Source organism: Kitasatospora sp. NPDC086801 (assembly GCF_044745805.1).
In the GTDB taxonomy this organism is placed as follows: domain Bacteria; phylum Actinomycetota; class Actinomycetes; order Streptomycetales; family Streptomycetaceae; genus Kitasatospora.
On the sequence record NZ_JBIVAX010000005.1, the window covers coordinates 199,985 to 215,775 of the forward strand.

Annotated in this window: 10 protein-coding genes; 8 read left to right on the forward strand and 2 right to left on the reverse strand. The window is 70.9% G+C overall.

The window, feature by feature from the left end:
* The first annotated feature begins 70 nt into the window (after positions 1-70).
* From ACIPLC_RS09435 to ACIPLC_RS09470, 8 genes are all read left to right on the forward strand, one after another.
* A complete protein-coding gene (locus tag ACIPLC_RS09435; protein WP_400472350.1) occupies positions 71-589 on the forward strand; it encodes a MauE/DoxX family redox-associated membrane protein in 519 nt (172 codons plus the stop codon).
* 67 nt (positions 590-656) lie between these two features.
* On the forward strand, positions 657-1,520 hold the full coding sequence (locus ACIPLC_RS09440) for a DsbA family protein (RefSeq protein WP_400472351.1): 864 nt from the start codon (positions 657-659) through the stop codon (positions 1,518-1,520).
* Between the two features lie 141 nt (positions 1,521-1,661).
* Positions 1,662-2,795, forward strand: coding sequence for a prolipoprotein diacylglyceryl transferase (lgt, locus tag ACIPLC_RS09445; protein WP_400472352.1), 1,134 nt, complete (start codon positions 1,662-1,664; stop codon positions 2,793-2,795).
* Positions 2,796-2,925: 130 nt separating this feature from the next.
* The gene (locus ACIPLC_RS09450) at positions 2,926-3,678 is read left to right on the forward strand and encodes a VIT1/CCC1 transporter family protein (protein WP_400472353.1); all 753 of its coding nucleotides are present in this window, start codon (positions 2,926-2,928) and stop codon (positions 3,676-3,678) included.
* A 452-nt stretch (positions 3,679-4,130) separates the two neighbouring features.
* A complete protein-coding gene (gene gltB, locus ACIPLC_RS09455; protein ID WP_400472470.1) occupies positions 4,131-8,732 on the forward strand; it encodes a glutamate synthase large subunit in 4,602 nt (1,533 codons plus the stop codon).
* A complete protein-coding gene (locus ACIPLC_RS09460) occupies positions 8,725-10,203 on the forward strand; it encodes a glutamate synthase subunit beta (RefSeq protein ID WP_400472354.1) in 1,479 nt (492 codons plus the stop codon). The genes gltB and ACIPLC_RS09460 overlap by 8 nt, the downstream gene beginning before the upstream one ends.
* A gap of 377 nt (positions 10,204-10,580) precedes the next feature.
* Positions 10,581-11,447, forward strand: coding sequence for a helix-turn-helix domain-containing protein (locus tag ACIPLC_RS09465; protein ID WP_400472355.1), 867 nt, complete (start codon positions 10,581-10,583; stop codon positions 11,445-11,447).
* 86 nt (positions 11,448-11,533) lie between these two features.
* Complete coding sequence (locus ACIPLC_RS09470) at positions 11,534-12,991, forward strand: aldehyde dehydrogenase family protein (protein WP_400472356.1); 1,458 nt, start codon at positions 11,534-11,536, stop codon at positions 12,989-12,991.
* A 202-nt stretch (positions 12,992-13,193) separates the two neighbouring features.
* Here ACIPLC_RS09470 and ACIPLC_RS09475 read toward each other — a convergent pair whose 3' ends face one another.
* Entirely contained in the window at positions 13,194-13,763 is a 570-nt protein-coding gene (locus ACIPLC_RS09475) for a Uma2 family endonuclease (RefSeq protein WP_400472357.1), read from the reverse strand.
* An 84-nt stretch (positions 13,764-13,847) separates the two neighbouring features.
* On the reverse strand, positions 13,848-15,680 hold the full coding sequence (locus tag ACIPLC_RS09480; RefSeq protein WP_400472358.1) for a bifunctional metallophosphatase/5'-nucleotidase: 1,833 nt from the start codon (positions 15,678-15,680) through the stop codon (positions 13,848-13,850).
* Between the last annotated feature and the right edge of the window lie 111 nt (positions 15,681-15,791).

The following is a 15,791-nucleotide window of genomic DNA, read 5'->3' on the forward strand; positions in this document are numbered from 1 at the left end:
ATGGAGGAACCGCCCTTCATCCCTTACGGTTCATCAGGAAGTGAACGAGTTTCCCAAGGGGGGTTCCCTGATGGCCGGCCCGGCAGCGCAGCCCGGTGACTCGGCGCCCGCGCCGCCCGCACGGCGGCCGGTGCCGGCCTGGAGCCCGTGGCTGGGCACCGTCGTCCGGCTCGGTCTCGCGGTGGTCTGGGGCTGGGCCGGCCTGGCCAAGATCGCCGACCCGGCGGAGGCCGCCCAGGCCGTCCGCGCCTACGAGATCCTGCCCGAGGGCCTGGTCAAGCCGGTCGGCTACGCCCTGCCCTTCCTGGAGCTGGCGCTCGCCCTGCTGCTGGTGATCGGCCTCGGCGTCCGGCTCGTCGCCGGCGTCTCCGCGCTGCTGCTGCTCACCTTCATCGCCGGGATCGCCGCCGTCTGGGCGCGCGGCATCTCGATCGACTGCGGCTGCTTCGGCGGCGGCGGGCACGTCGACGCCTCGCAGACCGAGTACCTCCAGGAGATCCTGCGCGACACCGGATTCCTCCTGCTGGCCGGGTGGTTGCTGTGGCGGCCCCGCACCAGGTTCTCGGTGGACGGCTGGCTGGCGAGCTGACCGGCCGGCCCCGCCGCACCCCCACCCCACCCCACGAAGGCCCTCCCCGATTGTGGATGTCAAGGCAATGAGCGACAAGAACCGAGAAGGCAAGCGCACCGCCCGCGAGCGGATGCTGGAGCAGCGGGCGGCCGACGAGGCCACGTCCAAGCGCAGGAAGAAGCTGTTGGTGGGCGGCGCGGTGCTCGTGGTGATCGCCGCCGCCGTGGTCACCGGCGTCGTGGTGCAGAACGAGCGCTCCAAGCCGGAGACCCCGGTCGCCGCCCCCGCCGGGACGATCGGCGACAAGAACCTGGTCATCCCGGCCGGCTCGGCCAACGCCCCGGCCGTCCTCACCGTCTACGAGGACCCGCGCTGCCCGGCCTGCGGGATCTTCGAGCGCGAGTTCTCCTCGACCGTCGACCAGCTGGAAGACGCCGGCAAGATCTACACCAACTACCACATCGTGTCGTTCATCGACCGGGCCGTCCCGGGCAAGGGCTCCAAGGCCGGCGCCAACGCGCTGGCCTGCGCCCAGGACGCCGGGCACTTCCGGGACTTCCACGACGTGCTGTACCGCAACCAGCCGGACGAGACCAGCGACGCCTTCGGCGACAAGGCCGTCCTGATCAACCTCGCCAAGCAGGTCAACGGCCTCGACACGCCCGCCTTCCAGGCCTGCGTCAACGACAACAAGTACGGCGGATGGGTGTCGTCCGTGCAGCAGGACTTCGACAAGTCCAGCTACAAGTCCACCCCGACCGTGCTGCTCAACGGCCAGCCGATCTACCCCAAGAACGGCGCCGAGGAGATCACCCCGGCGAACCTGGTGAAGTGGGTCGACGCCGCCAACCAGGGCAAGCAGCTGGGCACCACGGGCTCCAACGGGCAGACCCCGGCGCCCACCAGCGCCGCTTCGGAGGCCAACAACCCGTCGCCGACCGCGGGCTGAGCCCCGTACACCGCCGGGTGACCGCCGCCGCCCCCTCCCCGTCCGGAGGGGGCGGCGGCGCCGTCCGGTGCCCGTTGTTCGGTATCTGTGACCCCGAGGGTGCCCAGCAGGGGCCGCAGACCCTGTAGCGTCGGAACCGCCATGGATATCGCCTACATTCCCAGCCCGTCGCGGGGCGTCCTGTACCTCGGACCGGTCCCGCTGCGCGCCTACGCCTTCTGCATCATCCTCGGTGTCGTCGTGGCCGTCTGGCTCGGCAGCAAGCGCTGGGTCGCCCGGGGCGGTGCCAAGCACACGGTCGGCGACATCGCCGTCTGGGCCGTGCCCTTCGGCCTGGTCGGCGGTCGGCTGTACCACGTGATCACCGACCACCAGCTGTACTTCGGGGACGGCAAGAACCCCTGGAACGCCTTCAAGATCTGGGAGGGCGGCCTCGGCATCTGGGGCGCCGTCGCGCTCGGCGCGGTCGGGGCCTGGATCGGCTGCCGCCGCCGGGGCGTGCCGCTGCCCGCGTACGCGGACGCCATCGCGCCGGGCATCGCGCTCGCGCAGGCGATGGGCCGCTGGGGCAACTACTTCAACCAGGAGCTGTACGGCCGGCCGACCACGCTGCCGTGGGGCCTGGAGATCGACAAGACGCTGCCGAGCGGCGAGGTCGTCAAGGGCGTCTACCACCCGACCTTCCTGTACGAGTCGATCTGGTGCGTCGGGGTCGCGCTGCTGGTGATCTGGGCGGACCGCCGCTTCAAGCTGGGGCACGGCCGGGCCTTCGCGCTGTACGTGGCCGCGTACACGGTGGGCCGGTTCTGGACCGAGTGGCTGCGGATCGACGAGGCGCACGTCTACTTCGGCCTGCGGCTGAACGACTGGACGTCGATCGTGGTGTTCATCGGCGCCGTGGTCTACCTGGTGGTCGTCGGCAAGAAGCGGCCCGGCCGGGAGGACCCGGCGAGCATCGACCCGCTGGCGAACGAGGAGGACGCGGCGCAGGGCCCGTCCGACCAGGCCGCGGCGTCCGGGAAGTCCGGCAAGGCCGCGGCGTCCGAGAAGTCCGAGAAGTCCGACAAGGCGGACAAGGCCGACAAGCTCGGGAAGGCCGACAAGGCCGTACCGGCGGAGAAGGCCGCCGGGGCCGGGAAGCCCGCGCCGTCCGAGAAGGTCGTCGGCGCCGGTGAGACCGCCGAACTGTCTCAGACCGCGGACGAAAAGGCGGACGCGGAGGAGGCCTCCGAGGCTGCCGAGAGCGCCGACAAGAATGCCAAGAACCTGACCTGACCTGGGAGTTCCCCCCCGCTTCGGCCGCCCCCGCGATGCTCGCGCAGGGCGGCCGCAGCGCTGTTCGGACAGCCTTACTTTGCTGGAAATGCCCAGGTCAGACGGTCTACGGTCGGGGCAGACGGATCGAATGGAGGGAACTGCCGTGAGCGCGACCACCTTGGAGCCCGAGGCCGGGCACCACCCCCGCATACCTGCTGCCGGGCACCACCGGGACGTGAACGGCGGCTGGCTGCGGCCCGCCGTGTTCGGGGCGATGGACGGCCTGGTCTCCAACTTCGCGCTGATGACCGGCGTGGTCGGCGGCTCGGTGTCCAGCGGCACGGTGGTGCTGACCGGGCTCGCCGGGCTGGCGGCCGGCGCCTGCTCGATGGCGGCGGGGGAGTACACCTCGGTGGCCTCGCAGGCCGAGCTGGTGCAGGCCGAGATCGAGGCCGAGCGGCTGGAGCTGAGCCGCAACCCGCACGGCGAGCTGGCCGAGCTGGCGCAGCTCTACATCGCCCGCGGGTTGGAGCCCGACCTCGCCCACGAGGTGGCGCGGCAGCTGTCCGCGAACCCGGACCAGGCCCTGGAGATCCACGCCCGGGAGGAACTGGGCATCGACCCCAACGACCTGCCGTCGCCGTGGGTGGCCGCCGGGTCGTCCTTCGTCTGCTTCGCGGTGGGCGCGCTGCTGCCGCTGCTGCCGTACCTGCTGGGGGCGACCTCGCTGGTGCCGGCGCTGCTGCTGTCGGTGGTGGGGCTGTTCCTGTGCGGCGCGGTGGTGGCCCGGGTGACGGCACGCAGCTGGTGGTTCAGCGGGCTGCGGCAGCTGGTGCTGGGCGGGGCGGCGGCCGGGGTGACGTACCTGCTGGGGTGGCTGATCGGCGGGCACGTCGGCTAGGCCCCCTTGGGCCGGGCCGTCGGCCGAGGTCCGTGTGACGACCCGGAGGACTGCATGACTATGCTGGGCAGTGGGTGACGTTCCACACACGGGCGCCGGGCAGCGCCTGGCCTAGTCTCACCATCCGGGCCCCGGGGCCGAGGAATCGCATCCGTGGGCGAGCTCGGGGGATTGATTCGCAGGCGGCCTTGATCGTCGTGTGTGGCGATCGGGTTTCGCCCCTGTTTCGGGCGGCCGACCGCCGGGCACAATCGAGGGGACGCGCATTGTGGCGCGTCCTCTCACGCACCCCTTGACCTGCGGATCTCGTCCGCCATGTGGACGAGATATTCCACTTCCCGGGATCTTGGGCATCATGTAACTTGCACGGAATCGCATCAGGGCCAACGTCGTCCCTCCTTGCACCACACAGCCGAAAGACGACGACGGGAGAGCCGATGCTGCCTGCATCCATGCACTCCGCCAACGAGCCCCAGGCCGGCGCCGCCCGCCAGCCGTACGCGCTCGTTCCGGATGCGCGACCCACCGCTCAGGGCCTGTACGACCCGCGGAACGAGCACGACGCCTGCGGCGTCGGTTTCGTCGCCACGCTGACCGGCATCGCCGACCACACCATCGTCGAACAGGCGCTGACCGTCCTGCGCAACCTGGAGCACCGAGGCGCCACCGGCGCGGAGCCGGACTCCGGTGACGGCGCCGGCATCCTCACCCAGATCCCGGATGCCTTCCTGCGCGGCAAGGTCGACTTCGAGCTCCCCGCCGCCGGCTCCTACGCGGTCGGCATCGCCTTCCTCCCCGACGAGGACGCCGCCGCCGCGGACGCCGTCGCCCGGATCGAGGCCGTCGCGGCCGAGGAGGACCTCACCGTCCTCGGCTGGCGCGACGTCCCGGTCACCCCGGACCTGCTCGGCGCCACCGCCCGCAGCGTCATGCCGCGCTTCCGCCAGCTCTTCCTGGCCAAGGAGGGCCTGGCCGGCATCGAGCTCGACCGGACCGCCTTCGTCGTCCGCAAGCGCTCCGAGCGCGAGGTCGGGGTCTACTTCCCGTCGCTGTCCGCGCGCACCATCGTCTACAAGGGCATGCTGACCACCGGCCAGCTGGAGCCCTTCTTCCCCGACCTGTCGGACCGCTCCTACGCCTCCGCCGTCGGCCTGGTGCACTCGCGCTTCTCCACCAACACCTTCCCGAGCTGGCCGCTCGCCCACCCGTACCGGTTCGTCGCCCACAACGGCGAGATCAACACCGTCAAGGGCAACCGCAACTGGATGAGCGCCCGCGAGTCCCAGCTCGCCACCGACCTCATCCCCGCCAACCGCAACGGCCGGGGCCTGGAGCGGATCTTCCCGGTCTGCACCCCGGAGCACTCCGACTCCGCCTCCTTCGACGAGGTCCTGGAGCTGCTCCACCTCGGCGGCCGCTCGCTGCCGCACTCGGTGCTGATGATGATCCCGGAGGCGTGGGAGAACCACGCCACCATGGAGCCGGCCCGCCGCGCCTTCTACCAGTACCACTCCAACCTGATGGAGCCCTGGGACGGCCCGGCCTGCGTCACCTTCACCGACGGCACCCAGATCGGCGCCGTGCTCGACCGCAACGGCCTGCGCCCGGCCCGCTACTGGATCACCGAGGACGGCCTGGTCGTCCTCTCCTCCGAGGTCGGCGTGCTCGACATCGAGCAGGAGAAGGTCGCCAGGAAGGGCCGTCTCCAGCCGGGCAAGATGTTCCTCGTTGACACCGCCGAGGGGCGCATCGTCGAGGACGAGGAGATCAAGTCCGCCCTCGCCGCCGAGCACCCCTACGCGGAGTGGGTCGCCGCCGGGCAGATCCAGCTCGCCAAGCTGCCCGAGCGCGAGCACATCTTCCACACCCACGCCTCGGTCACCCGCCGCCAGCAGACCTTCGGCTACACCGAGGAGGAGCTGCGGGTCATCCTCGCGCCGATGGCCAAGACCGGTGGCGAAGCGCTCGGCTCGATGGGCACCGACTCGCCGATCGCCGCGCTCAGCGAGAAGCCGCGCCTGCTGTTCGACTACTTCGTCCAGCTCTTCGCGCAGGTCACCAACCCGCCGCTGGACGCCATCCGTGAGGAGCTCGTCACCTCGCTGCTCAGCAACCTCGGCCCCGAGGGCAACCTGCTGGCCGCCGAGGCCGCCGCCTGCCGCTCGGTCGGCATCACCTTCCCGGTGATCGACAACGACGAGCTGGCCAAGCTCGTCCACATCAACCACGACGGCGACCAGCCCGGCCTCAAGGCCGTCACGCTCTCCGGCCTCTACAAGGTCGCCGCCGGCGGCCGGGGCCTGGCCGCCCGCCTGGCCGAGATCGCCGCCGAGGCCGACGCCGCGATCGCCGACGGCGCCCGGATCGTCGTGCTCTCCGACCGGCACTCCGACGCCGAGCACGCCCCGATCCCCTCGCTGCTGCTCACCTCCGCGATCCACCACCACCTCATCCGCACCAAGCAGCGCACCCAGGTGTCGCTGCTGGTCGAGGCCGGCGACGTCCGCGAGGTGCACCACGTCGCGCTGCTGATCGGCTACGGCGCCGGCGCGGTCAACCCGTACCTGGCCATGGAGTCCGTCGAGGACCTCGTCGCCCAGAACGTGTTCATCCAGGGCGTCGAGGCCGAGAAGGCCATCAAGAACCTGATCAAGGCGCTCGGCAAGGGCGTGCTCAAGGTCATGTCCAAGATGGGCATCTCGACCGTCGCCTCCTACCGCGGCGCCCAGGTCTTCGAGGCCATCGGCCTCTCCCAGGAGCTGGTCGACGGCTACTTCGCCGGCACCACCACCAAGCTCGGCGGCATCGGCCTGGAGGAGATCGCGCGCGAAACGGCCGCGCGGCACGCCAAGGCCTACCCGGCCTCCGGCATCCCGGCCGCGCACCGCGCGCTGGAGATCGGCGGCGAGTACCAGTGGCGCCGCGAGGGCGAGCCGCACCTGTTCGACCCGGACACCGTCTTCCGGCTCCAGCACTCCACCCGCAACCGCCGGTACGACATCTTCAAGCAGTACACGGACCGGGTGAACGAGCAGTCCACCCGCCTGATGACGCTGCGCGGCCTGTTCCAGCTCGACGCCCTCGGCCGGACCCCGATCCCGGTCGAGGAGGTCGAGCCGGTCTCCGAGATCGTCAGGCGCTTCTCCACCGGCGCCATGTCGTACGGCTCCATCTCCCGCGAGGCGCACGAGACCCTCGCCATCGCGATGAACCGCCTCGGCGGCAAGTCCAACACCGGCGAGGGCGGCGAGGACCCGGACCGCCTGTACGACCCGGAGCGCCGCTCGGCGATCAAGCAGGTCGCCTCCGGCCGCTTCGGCGTCACCTCCGAGTACCTGGTCAACGCCGACGACATCCAGATCAAGATGGCCCAGGGCGCCAAGCCCGGCGAGGGCGGCCAGCTGCCCGGCCACAAGGTCTACCCGTGGGTCGCCAAGACCCGGCACTCCACCCCGGGTGTCGGCCTGATCTCGCCGCCGCCGCACCACGACATCTACTCGATCGAGGACCTGGCGCAGCTCATCCACGACCTCAAGAACGCCAACCCGGCCGCCCGCATCCACGTGAAGCTGGTGTCCGAGGTCGGCGTCGGCACGGTCGCCGCGGGCGTCTCCAAGGCGCACGCCGACGTGGTGCTGGTCTCCGGGCACGACGGCGGCACCGGCGCCTCCCCGCTGACCTCGCTGAAGCACGCGGGCGGCCCCTGGGAGCTCGGCCTCGCCGAGACCCAGCAGACCCTGCTGCTCAACGGCCTGCGCGACCGCATCGTCGTGCAGACCGACGGCCAGCTCAAGACCGGCCGCGACGTCGTCATCGCCGCGCTGCTCGGCGCCGAGGAATTCGGCTTCGCCACCGCGCCGCTGGTCGTCTCCGGCTGCATCATGATGCGCGTCTGCCACCTGGACACCTGCCCGGTCGGCGTCGCCACCCAGAACCCGGTGCTGCGCGAGCGCTTCTCCGGCAAGCCCGAGTTCGTGGTCAACTTCTTCGAGTTCATCGCCGAGGAGGTCCGGGAGATCCTCGCCGAGCTGGGCTTCCGCACGATCGAGGAGGCCGTCGGCCACGCCGAGCACATCAACGCGGCGGCCGCCATCGACCACTGGAAGGCCGCTGGGCTCGACCTGGCCCCGCTCTTCCACGTGCCGCAGCTGCCCGAGGGCGCGGCCCGCCACCGCACCACCGGCCAGGACCACGCGCTCGACAAGGCCCTGGACAACCAGCTGATCATGCTGGCCGAGGACGCCCTGGAGCGCGGCGAGACCGTCCGCATCCAGCTGCCGATCCGCAACGTCAACCGCACCGTCGGCACCATGCTCGGCCACCAGGTGACCAAGCGCTACCGCGGCGAGGGCCTGCCCGAGGGCACCATCGACGTCACCTTCACCGGCTCCGCCGGGCAGTCCTTCGGCGCCTTCGTGCCGCGCGGCGTGACCCTGCGGCTGGAGGGCGACGCCAACGACTACGTCGGCAAGGGCCTCTCCGGCGGCGTCGTGATCGTCCGCCCGGCCCGCGACGCCGCGGCCATCGGCAACGACGCGCAGAACCACGTCATCGCCGGCAACACCATCGGCTACGGCGCCACCTCCGGCCGGATCCACCTGCGCGGCAAGGCCGGCGAGCGCTTCGCCGTCCGCAACTCCGGCGCCACTCTGGTGGTCGAGGGCGTGGGCGACCACGGCCTGGAGTACATGACCGGCGGCCGGGTCGTCGTCCTCGGTGAGACCGGGCGCAACCTGGCGGCCGGCATGTCCGGCGGCATCGCCTACGTCCTGGACCTGCGCCCCGCGAACGTCAACGACGGCCTGGTGGGCATCGAGGCCCCCACCGCGGCCGACCGCGACTGGCTGCGCGAGACCGTGCAGCAGCACTACGAGGAGACCGGCTCCACCGTCGCCGCCGAGCTCCTGGCCGACTGGGGCGGCGGGGTCTCCCGCTTCTCCAAGATCATGCCGACCGACTACAAGGCCGTGCTCGCCGCCAAGGACGCCGCCGAGCGCGATGGCCTCTCCGAGGCCGAGACCACTCGCAAGATGATGGAGGCGGCTAATGGCTGACCCCAAGGGCTTCCTGACCACGGGTAAGAAGCTGGCCGAGCGGCGTCCGGTGGACGTCCGTCTGCGGGACTGGAGCGAGGTCTACGTCGAGCGCAGCCTCCTGCCGATCATCACCGAGCAGGCCGGCCGCTGCATGGACTGCGGCATCCCGTTCTGCCACAACGGCTGCCCGCTCGGGAACCTCATCCCCGAGTGGAACGACCTCGCCTACCGGGACGACTTCGTCGGCGCGATCGAGCGGCTGCACGCGACCAACAACTTCCCGGAGTTCACCGGCCGCCTCTGCCCGGCGCCCTGCGAGTCGGCCTGCGTGCTCGGCATCAACCAGGACGCGGTGACCATCAAGAACGTCGAGGTCACCATCATCGACAAGGCCTGGGACCGGGGCGGCGTCACGCCGCAGGTCCCGGAGCGGCTGTCCGGCAAGACCGTGGCCGTCGTCGGCTCCGGCCCGGCCGGCCTGGCCGTCGCCCAGCAGCTCACCCGGGCCGGGCACACCGTCGTCGTGTACGAGCGCGCCGACCGCATCGGCGGCCTGCTGCGCTACGGCATCCCCGAGTTCAAGATGGAGAAGCGCCACATCAACCGCCGCATCGAGCAGATGCGCGCGGAGGGCACCCGCTTCCGCACCGGCGTGCACGTCGGCGAGGACATCACCGGCCAGCAGCTGCGCGAGCGCTTCGACGCCGTCGTGGTCGCCGCCGGCGCCACCACCGCGCGCGACCTGGCGGTGCCCGGGCGCGAGCTCAAGGGCGTCCACCAGGCCATGGAGTACCTGCCGCTGGCCAACAAGGTGCAGGAGGGCGACTTCGTCGAGTCGCCGATCAGCGCCAAGGGCAAGCACGTCGTCGTCATCGGCGGCGGCGACACCGGCGCCGACTGCGTCGGCACCGCCCACCGCCAGGGCGCGGCCTCCGTCACCCAGCTGGAGATCATGCCGCGGCCCTCCGAGGAGCGCCCCGGCCACCAGCCCTGGCCGACCATGCCGATGACCTACAAGGTCACCTCCGCGCACGAGGAGGGCGGCGAGCGGATCTACTCCGTGAACACCACCCACTTCACCGGCTCCGCCCCCGAAGAGGGACAGGCGGTCGGCAACGTCCAGGAGCTGCACCTCGTCGAGGTCGAGTTCAAGGACGGCCGGTTCGAGCCCGTCCCCGGCACCGAGCGGGCCATCCCGGCGCAGCTCGTCACCCTGGCCATGGGCTTCACCGGCACCGACGTCCGCAACGGCCTGGTGGAGCAGCTCGGCGTGGACCTGGACGCGCGCGGTAACATTGGCCGCGACGGCCGGTTCGCCACCAATGTCGATGGCGTGTACGTCTGCGGCGACGCCGGTCGCGGTCAGTCGCTGATCGTCTGGGCCATCGCGGAAGGCCGCTCGGCCGCCGCCGCGGTGGACAAGTACCTCGGCGGCAAGACCCCGCTGCCGGCCCCGATCCGCCCCACCGACCGCCCGCTGGTCGTCTGACGGACCGACCGGCCCCCCGAACGCCCGGCACCGCATCGCCGGGAGCTCAACCCGCTGCCCCCGCCAGCGTCGCCGGGCCAACGCGGTCTCCTGGCGCCTGCCCTCTTCCCCGACCAGTTGGAGGGCGGGCGCCGTCGCGTTCCTCCGGGCGGTTCGCCGCCCGGCGCTCCACCCCGGGGGCGGCTCTCTACCGTGCGGGCGGGCGGCCTGTCAAGGGCTGTTTCAACTCTCAGAGATTTCCCAGGACTTGGGTCTACCGTAGGCCCGTTCCGGGCGCCGTGCGGGCGGGCCTCCCCGGACGGACTGTTGTTCGTCGGTGCCAGGTGGCAGACTGCCGCCGACGGCCGGGGGGCTGCGCGAGTGCGGAGGTTGACGCGATGAGCACGACTCAGACAAGCGGAGGCGCCACGGTACGGCGCCTGCTGCTCGGCACCCAGCTGCGCAAGCTCCGCGAGGCCCGGGGCGTCAGCCGCGAGGAGGCCGGCTACTCGATCCGCGCCTCCGAGTCCAAGATCAGCCGGATGGAGCTCGGCCGGGTCGGCTTCAAGGAGCGCGACGTCGCCGACCTGCTCACCCTGTACGGCGTGGAGGCCGAGCAGGAGCGCGCCACCGTCCTCGGACTCGTCCGGGACGCCAACGCCACCTCCTGGTGGCACGAGTACGGCGACGTGCTGCCCGCCTGGTTCCAGAACTACGTCGGCCTGGAAGAGGCCGTCGCCGAGATCCGCAGCTACGAGGTCCAGTTCGTCCACGGGCTGCTGCAGACCGCCGACTACGCCCGCGCCGTCATCGCCGCCGGCGGCCACGTCACCGACCCCGGCGAGATCGAGCGCCGGGTCGAGGTCCGGCTCAAACGCCAGGCCCTGCTCACCACCGAGAACGCCCCCCGCCTGCTCGCGATCCTCGACGAGGCCGCGCTGCGCCGCCCCTGGGGCGGCCCCGAGCTGATGCGCAACCAGATCGACCGGCTGCTGGAACTCGGCGAACTGCCCAACGTCCGGCTCCGGGTGCTGCCGCTGGGCTGTACCGGGCTGAGCGCCGAGAGCGGCGCGTTCACCGTGCTCGGCTTCGCCGAACCCGAACTCGCCGACGTCGTCTACGTGGAGCAGTTCACCACCGCGCTGTACCTCGACAAGCCGGTCGAGGTCGCCGAGTACCGCCACGCCATGGAGGGACTGCTCGCCGACAGCCTCGGCCCCGAACAGACCCGGCAGCTCCTGCACTCCGTACGCCAAGAGCTCTAACACGTCAGTACGATGATGCCCAATCAGACCGGGCCGTAGCGGCTCACCCCCGCCGACGTTCCCCGAACCGGCACGAGAGGGATCAGATGTCGTACTTTTCCGAGTTGGCGCTGCAGTACATCGACGGCGAATGGTGCAGCGGCAGCGGCTCCTGGGACATCGTCGACGTCGACCCCTACACCGGCGACAAGCTCGCGACCGTCACCGTCGCCACCATCGCCGAGGTCGACCGGGCCTACCGGGCCGCCGAACGGGCCCAGAAGCAGTGGGCCGCCACCACCCCCTACGCCCGCCGGCTCGTCTTCGAACGCGTGCTGCGCCTGATCGAGGAGCGCGAGGAGGAGATCACCCGCGCCATCATGGCCGAACTCGGCGGCACCGCGCTCAAGGCCGCCTTCGAACTCTCCCTGGTCAAGGACATGCTGAGGGACTGCCTGCGGGTGTCCCTGGGCCTGGAGGGCCGACTGCTGCCCTCGATCACGGAGGGCCAGGAGAACCGCCTCTACCGGCTGCCGGTCGGCGTCGTCGGCGTGATCAGCCCGTTCAACTTCCCGCTGTACCTCTCGATCAAGGCCGTCGCCCCCGCCCTCGCGCTCGGCAACGGCGTGGTGCTCAAGCCGCACCAGGAGACCCCGATCGTCGGCGGCACCCTGATCGCCCGGCTCTTCGAGGAGGCGGGCCTGCCGGCCGGCCTGTTCAACGTCGTGGTCACCGACATCGCCGAGATCGGCGACGCCTTCATCGAACACCCGGTGCCCAAGGTCATCGCCTTCACCGGCTCCGACCGGATCGGCCGGCACGTCGCCACTGTCGCCGCCGCCAACTTCAAGCGGACCGTGCTCGAACTCGGCGGCAACAGCGCGCTGATCGTGCTCGACGACGCCGACCTCGACTACGCCGTGGATGCCGCCGTGTTCAGCCGCTTCGCCCACCAGGGCCAGGTCTGCATGGCCGCCAACCGCGTCCTCGTCGACCGCTCCGTCGAGGCCGAGTTCACCGCCAAGTTCGTCGCGAAGATCGCCTCGCTCACCGTCGGGGACCCCAAGGACCCGGCCACCCAGATCGGCCCGCTGATCAACCCCGTCCAGGCCGACACCATCACCGCCCAGGTCGACCAGGCCATCGCCGCCGGCGCCACCGCGCTGCTGCGCGGCACCACGGTCGGGAGCCTGATGGAGCCCGTCGTGCTCACCGGCCTGGCCGAGGACGCGCCGATCCTCCAGCGCGAACTCTTCGGCCCGGTCGTGCTCGTGGTGCCCTTCGACGGCGAGGACGAGGCCGTCCGGCTCGCCAACGACAGCCCCTTCGGGCTCAGCGGCGCGGTGCACACCGCCGACGTCGAGCGCGGCGTGCGGGTCGCGCACCGGATCGAGACCGGCATGATCCACGTCAACGGCGGGACCATCGCCGACGAGCCGGCGGTGCCGTTCGGCGGGGAGAAGAACTCCGGCATCGGGCGGCTCAACGGGGAGTCCACGGTGGACGCGTTCACCACCGTGAAGTGGATCTCCGTCCAGCACGGGCGCACCGCCTTCCCGTTCTGACCGCGCGTCCTACGCGGCGCGGGCCCCCGGCGGTAGCCGCCGGGGGCCCGGCCGTACTCGCGCTTGTACGCCTTCGCGAAGGCGTACTCCGAGCCGTAGCCGGTCTGCGCCGCCACCGCGGTCAGCGGTGCGTCCGACTCGCGCAGCAGGCGGGCGCCGTCTTCGCCGAATGTCCGATCGTCTCGCCGGGTGACCTGATCGGTCAGGCCGGGTAGCGGATGAGGCCGTCGGTGGCGAGCTCGAAGCCGAAGGGGGCGGGGATCGGCACCCGGTCGCCGAACCTGCCGGTCCACTGCTGGTGGTAGACGCCGCCGGAGGGCTCGGAGTAGAGGGTGATGTCGCCCTTGCGCGGGTCGATCAGCAGGTACATCGGGATCCGCATCAGCGGATAGTCGCGCACCTTGCCGACCAGGTCGTTCTCCGGGTTCGACGGCGAGACGACCTCCACCGCGATCGCCGCCTCCTCGGCCGGCACCTCGTTGCCTCCCAGCTCGACGACCGAGAGCGGGATGTAGGTCAGGTCGGGGTTGCGCAGTTTGCCCACGTTCGGCGACGCCAGATCGGTGTTCTCGCTCGGCATCAGGTCGGACGGGCGGCGCGCGTCGAACTGCTCGCGGATGAGCAGCAGGTTGCGCTGGTGGATCACCGATGGGCCGGCCATCATGATGATCTCGTCGCCGGAGATCTCGATCTTCCACCCGGCCGGAGGCGTCAGGCTCTGCGCGTAGGCCAGCAGCCGCGCGTGGCGCTCTGGGATCTGGAACTCGCTCATGGCCCCATTCTTCCACTGCGAACAGCACGAAGGCCGTCGGCGCGGGACGGTTCGTCCCGCGCCGACGGCCTTCGGGGCCGGGTGTTAGAACACCGGCTGGCCGGCGCGGACCAGGCGCCAGGAGTCGGTGAAGAAGTCGGCCGGGTCGATGACGCCCTTGGCCTTCACCCAGGCGATCATCGTGTTGCGGATCTCGTCCGAGTTCGACCAGACCAGCTTGGCCTGCGCCACGTGCGGGAAGTTGCCGCCGCCGTTCGCCCGGTAGTTGTTGACCGCCAGGACGAACTGCGCGGCCGGGTCGATCGGCTTGCCCTGGAACGACAGGTTGACGATCCGCTGACCCTTCGGCTGCGCGATGTCGATGTCGTAGCTCAGCCCGTACAGCGAGTCGTAGTTGTAGTCCGGCGTGGTCTCCGCGCCGGTCATCGCGTCCTTGTCGACCGGCGCGCCCGGGGCCAGCTGGTTGTAGTACTTGGCCGAGAACTCCAGGTAGTCCTTCAGTTGCGCACCCGTCAGGACGCGCGCCTCCAGGGTGTTCTCGTAGATGTACAGACCCGCCGCGTCGCGCAGCTTCACCTGGCCCGCCGGGATCAGCGCGGTGCGGTTGAACGGCGCGGCCTGCGCCAGCACCGGCAGGCTGGCGTACTGCCCGCCCGCCAGCGCCGCCTTCACCGCGTCCGCCTGCACCCGGCCGATCAGGTCGATGATCGGGGTCGCCCGGAACCGCGCCTCGGCGATCGACAGATCCGTCTTGCAGGTGCCGATCTGCTGGTTGACGTACGCCACGACCTTCTTGTGCTGCTCGGTCAGCGCGTCCACGATCTCCGGGTTCTCCGGCACGGTGTTGGAGTTCAGCACCCGCGAGGACACCGAGAGGACCTTCCACGTGCCGTCGGCGAACTCGACGTCGAAGTCGAAGCAGCTCAGGCGCTGGCCCCAGCACAGCGGCTCGGAGAGCACCACGGTCCTGCCGGTCTTCTTGTTGACGATCAGCCGCTGCGCCACCTCCTTGTGGGTGTGGCCCACCAGCACCGCGTCGATGCCCGGAACGGTCTCGGCCATCTCGCCGGAGGCGTCCTCCGGCCAGGGCAGCTGGTCGCCGTAGGTGGTCGGCTCGTCGATGCCGGAGTGGGCGGAGACGACGATGACGTCCGCGCCCGCGGCCTTCATCCGGGGCACGTACTTGGCGGCCGTCTCGACGATGCCCGGGAAGACCATCTTGCCGGTGACGTTGGCCTTGTCCCAGATCGCGATGCCCGGGTTGGTGAGGCCGAGGATGCCGACCTTCAGCGGGGTGTCCTCGTCCAGCCACACCTCCTTGATCACGTACGGCTTGAAGGCCGGCTTCTCGTTCTTCGCGTGCAGCGCGTTGGCGCCCAGCAGCGGGAACTCCAGCTGGTCCTCGAAGGCCTTCACGGTGGGGATGCCGTAGTTGAACTCGTGGTTGCCGAGCGCGGCGGCGTCGTAGCCCATGAGGTTCATGGCGACGGCCATGGGGTGGTCGGGCACGTTGTCGCCGTCGGTGGCGATCGGCTCGATCCGGGCGTAGTAGTAGGTCAGCTGGGTGCCCTGGATGATGTCGCCGGAGTCGATCAGCAGGCAGCGGTCCCAGCCCTTCTCCTCGCGGACCTGGTTGGCCAGGGTGGAGATCTTGGCGAGGCCGACGTCGTTGTGCGCCTTGTCGGCGTACACGGCGTCGGTGAAGTAGTCCCAGTTGAGCACCCGGCCGTGCAGGTCGGTGGTGCCCATGACGGTGAAGGCCTGCTTGCGGCCCTTGCGCTTGCCCTTGGCGGCCGCCGGGGCCGGTTCGGCGGCCGCGGCGGCGGGGGCGGCGGCGACGACTGCTCCGCCGGTCAGGGCGGCGCCTGCTGCGGTGGCGGCGGACCGGGTGACGAAGTCACGGCGGTTCAGGGGCATGGACGACTCTCCCGGTGGGGACTGACGGGCCGACGGACCGTCAACTGGTGTTCGGGTGGCGTGCCGACGCGCATCGACGCGCGTAGAAGGACGCGCGTAGAAGTGTGCCGT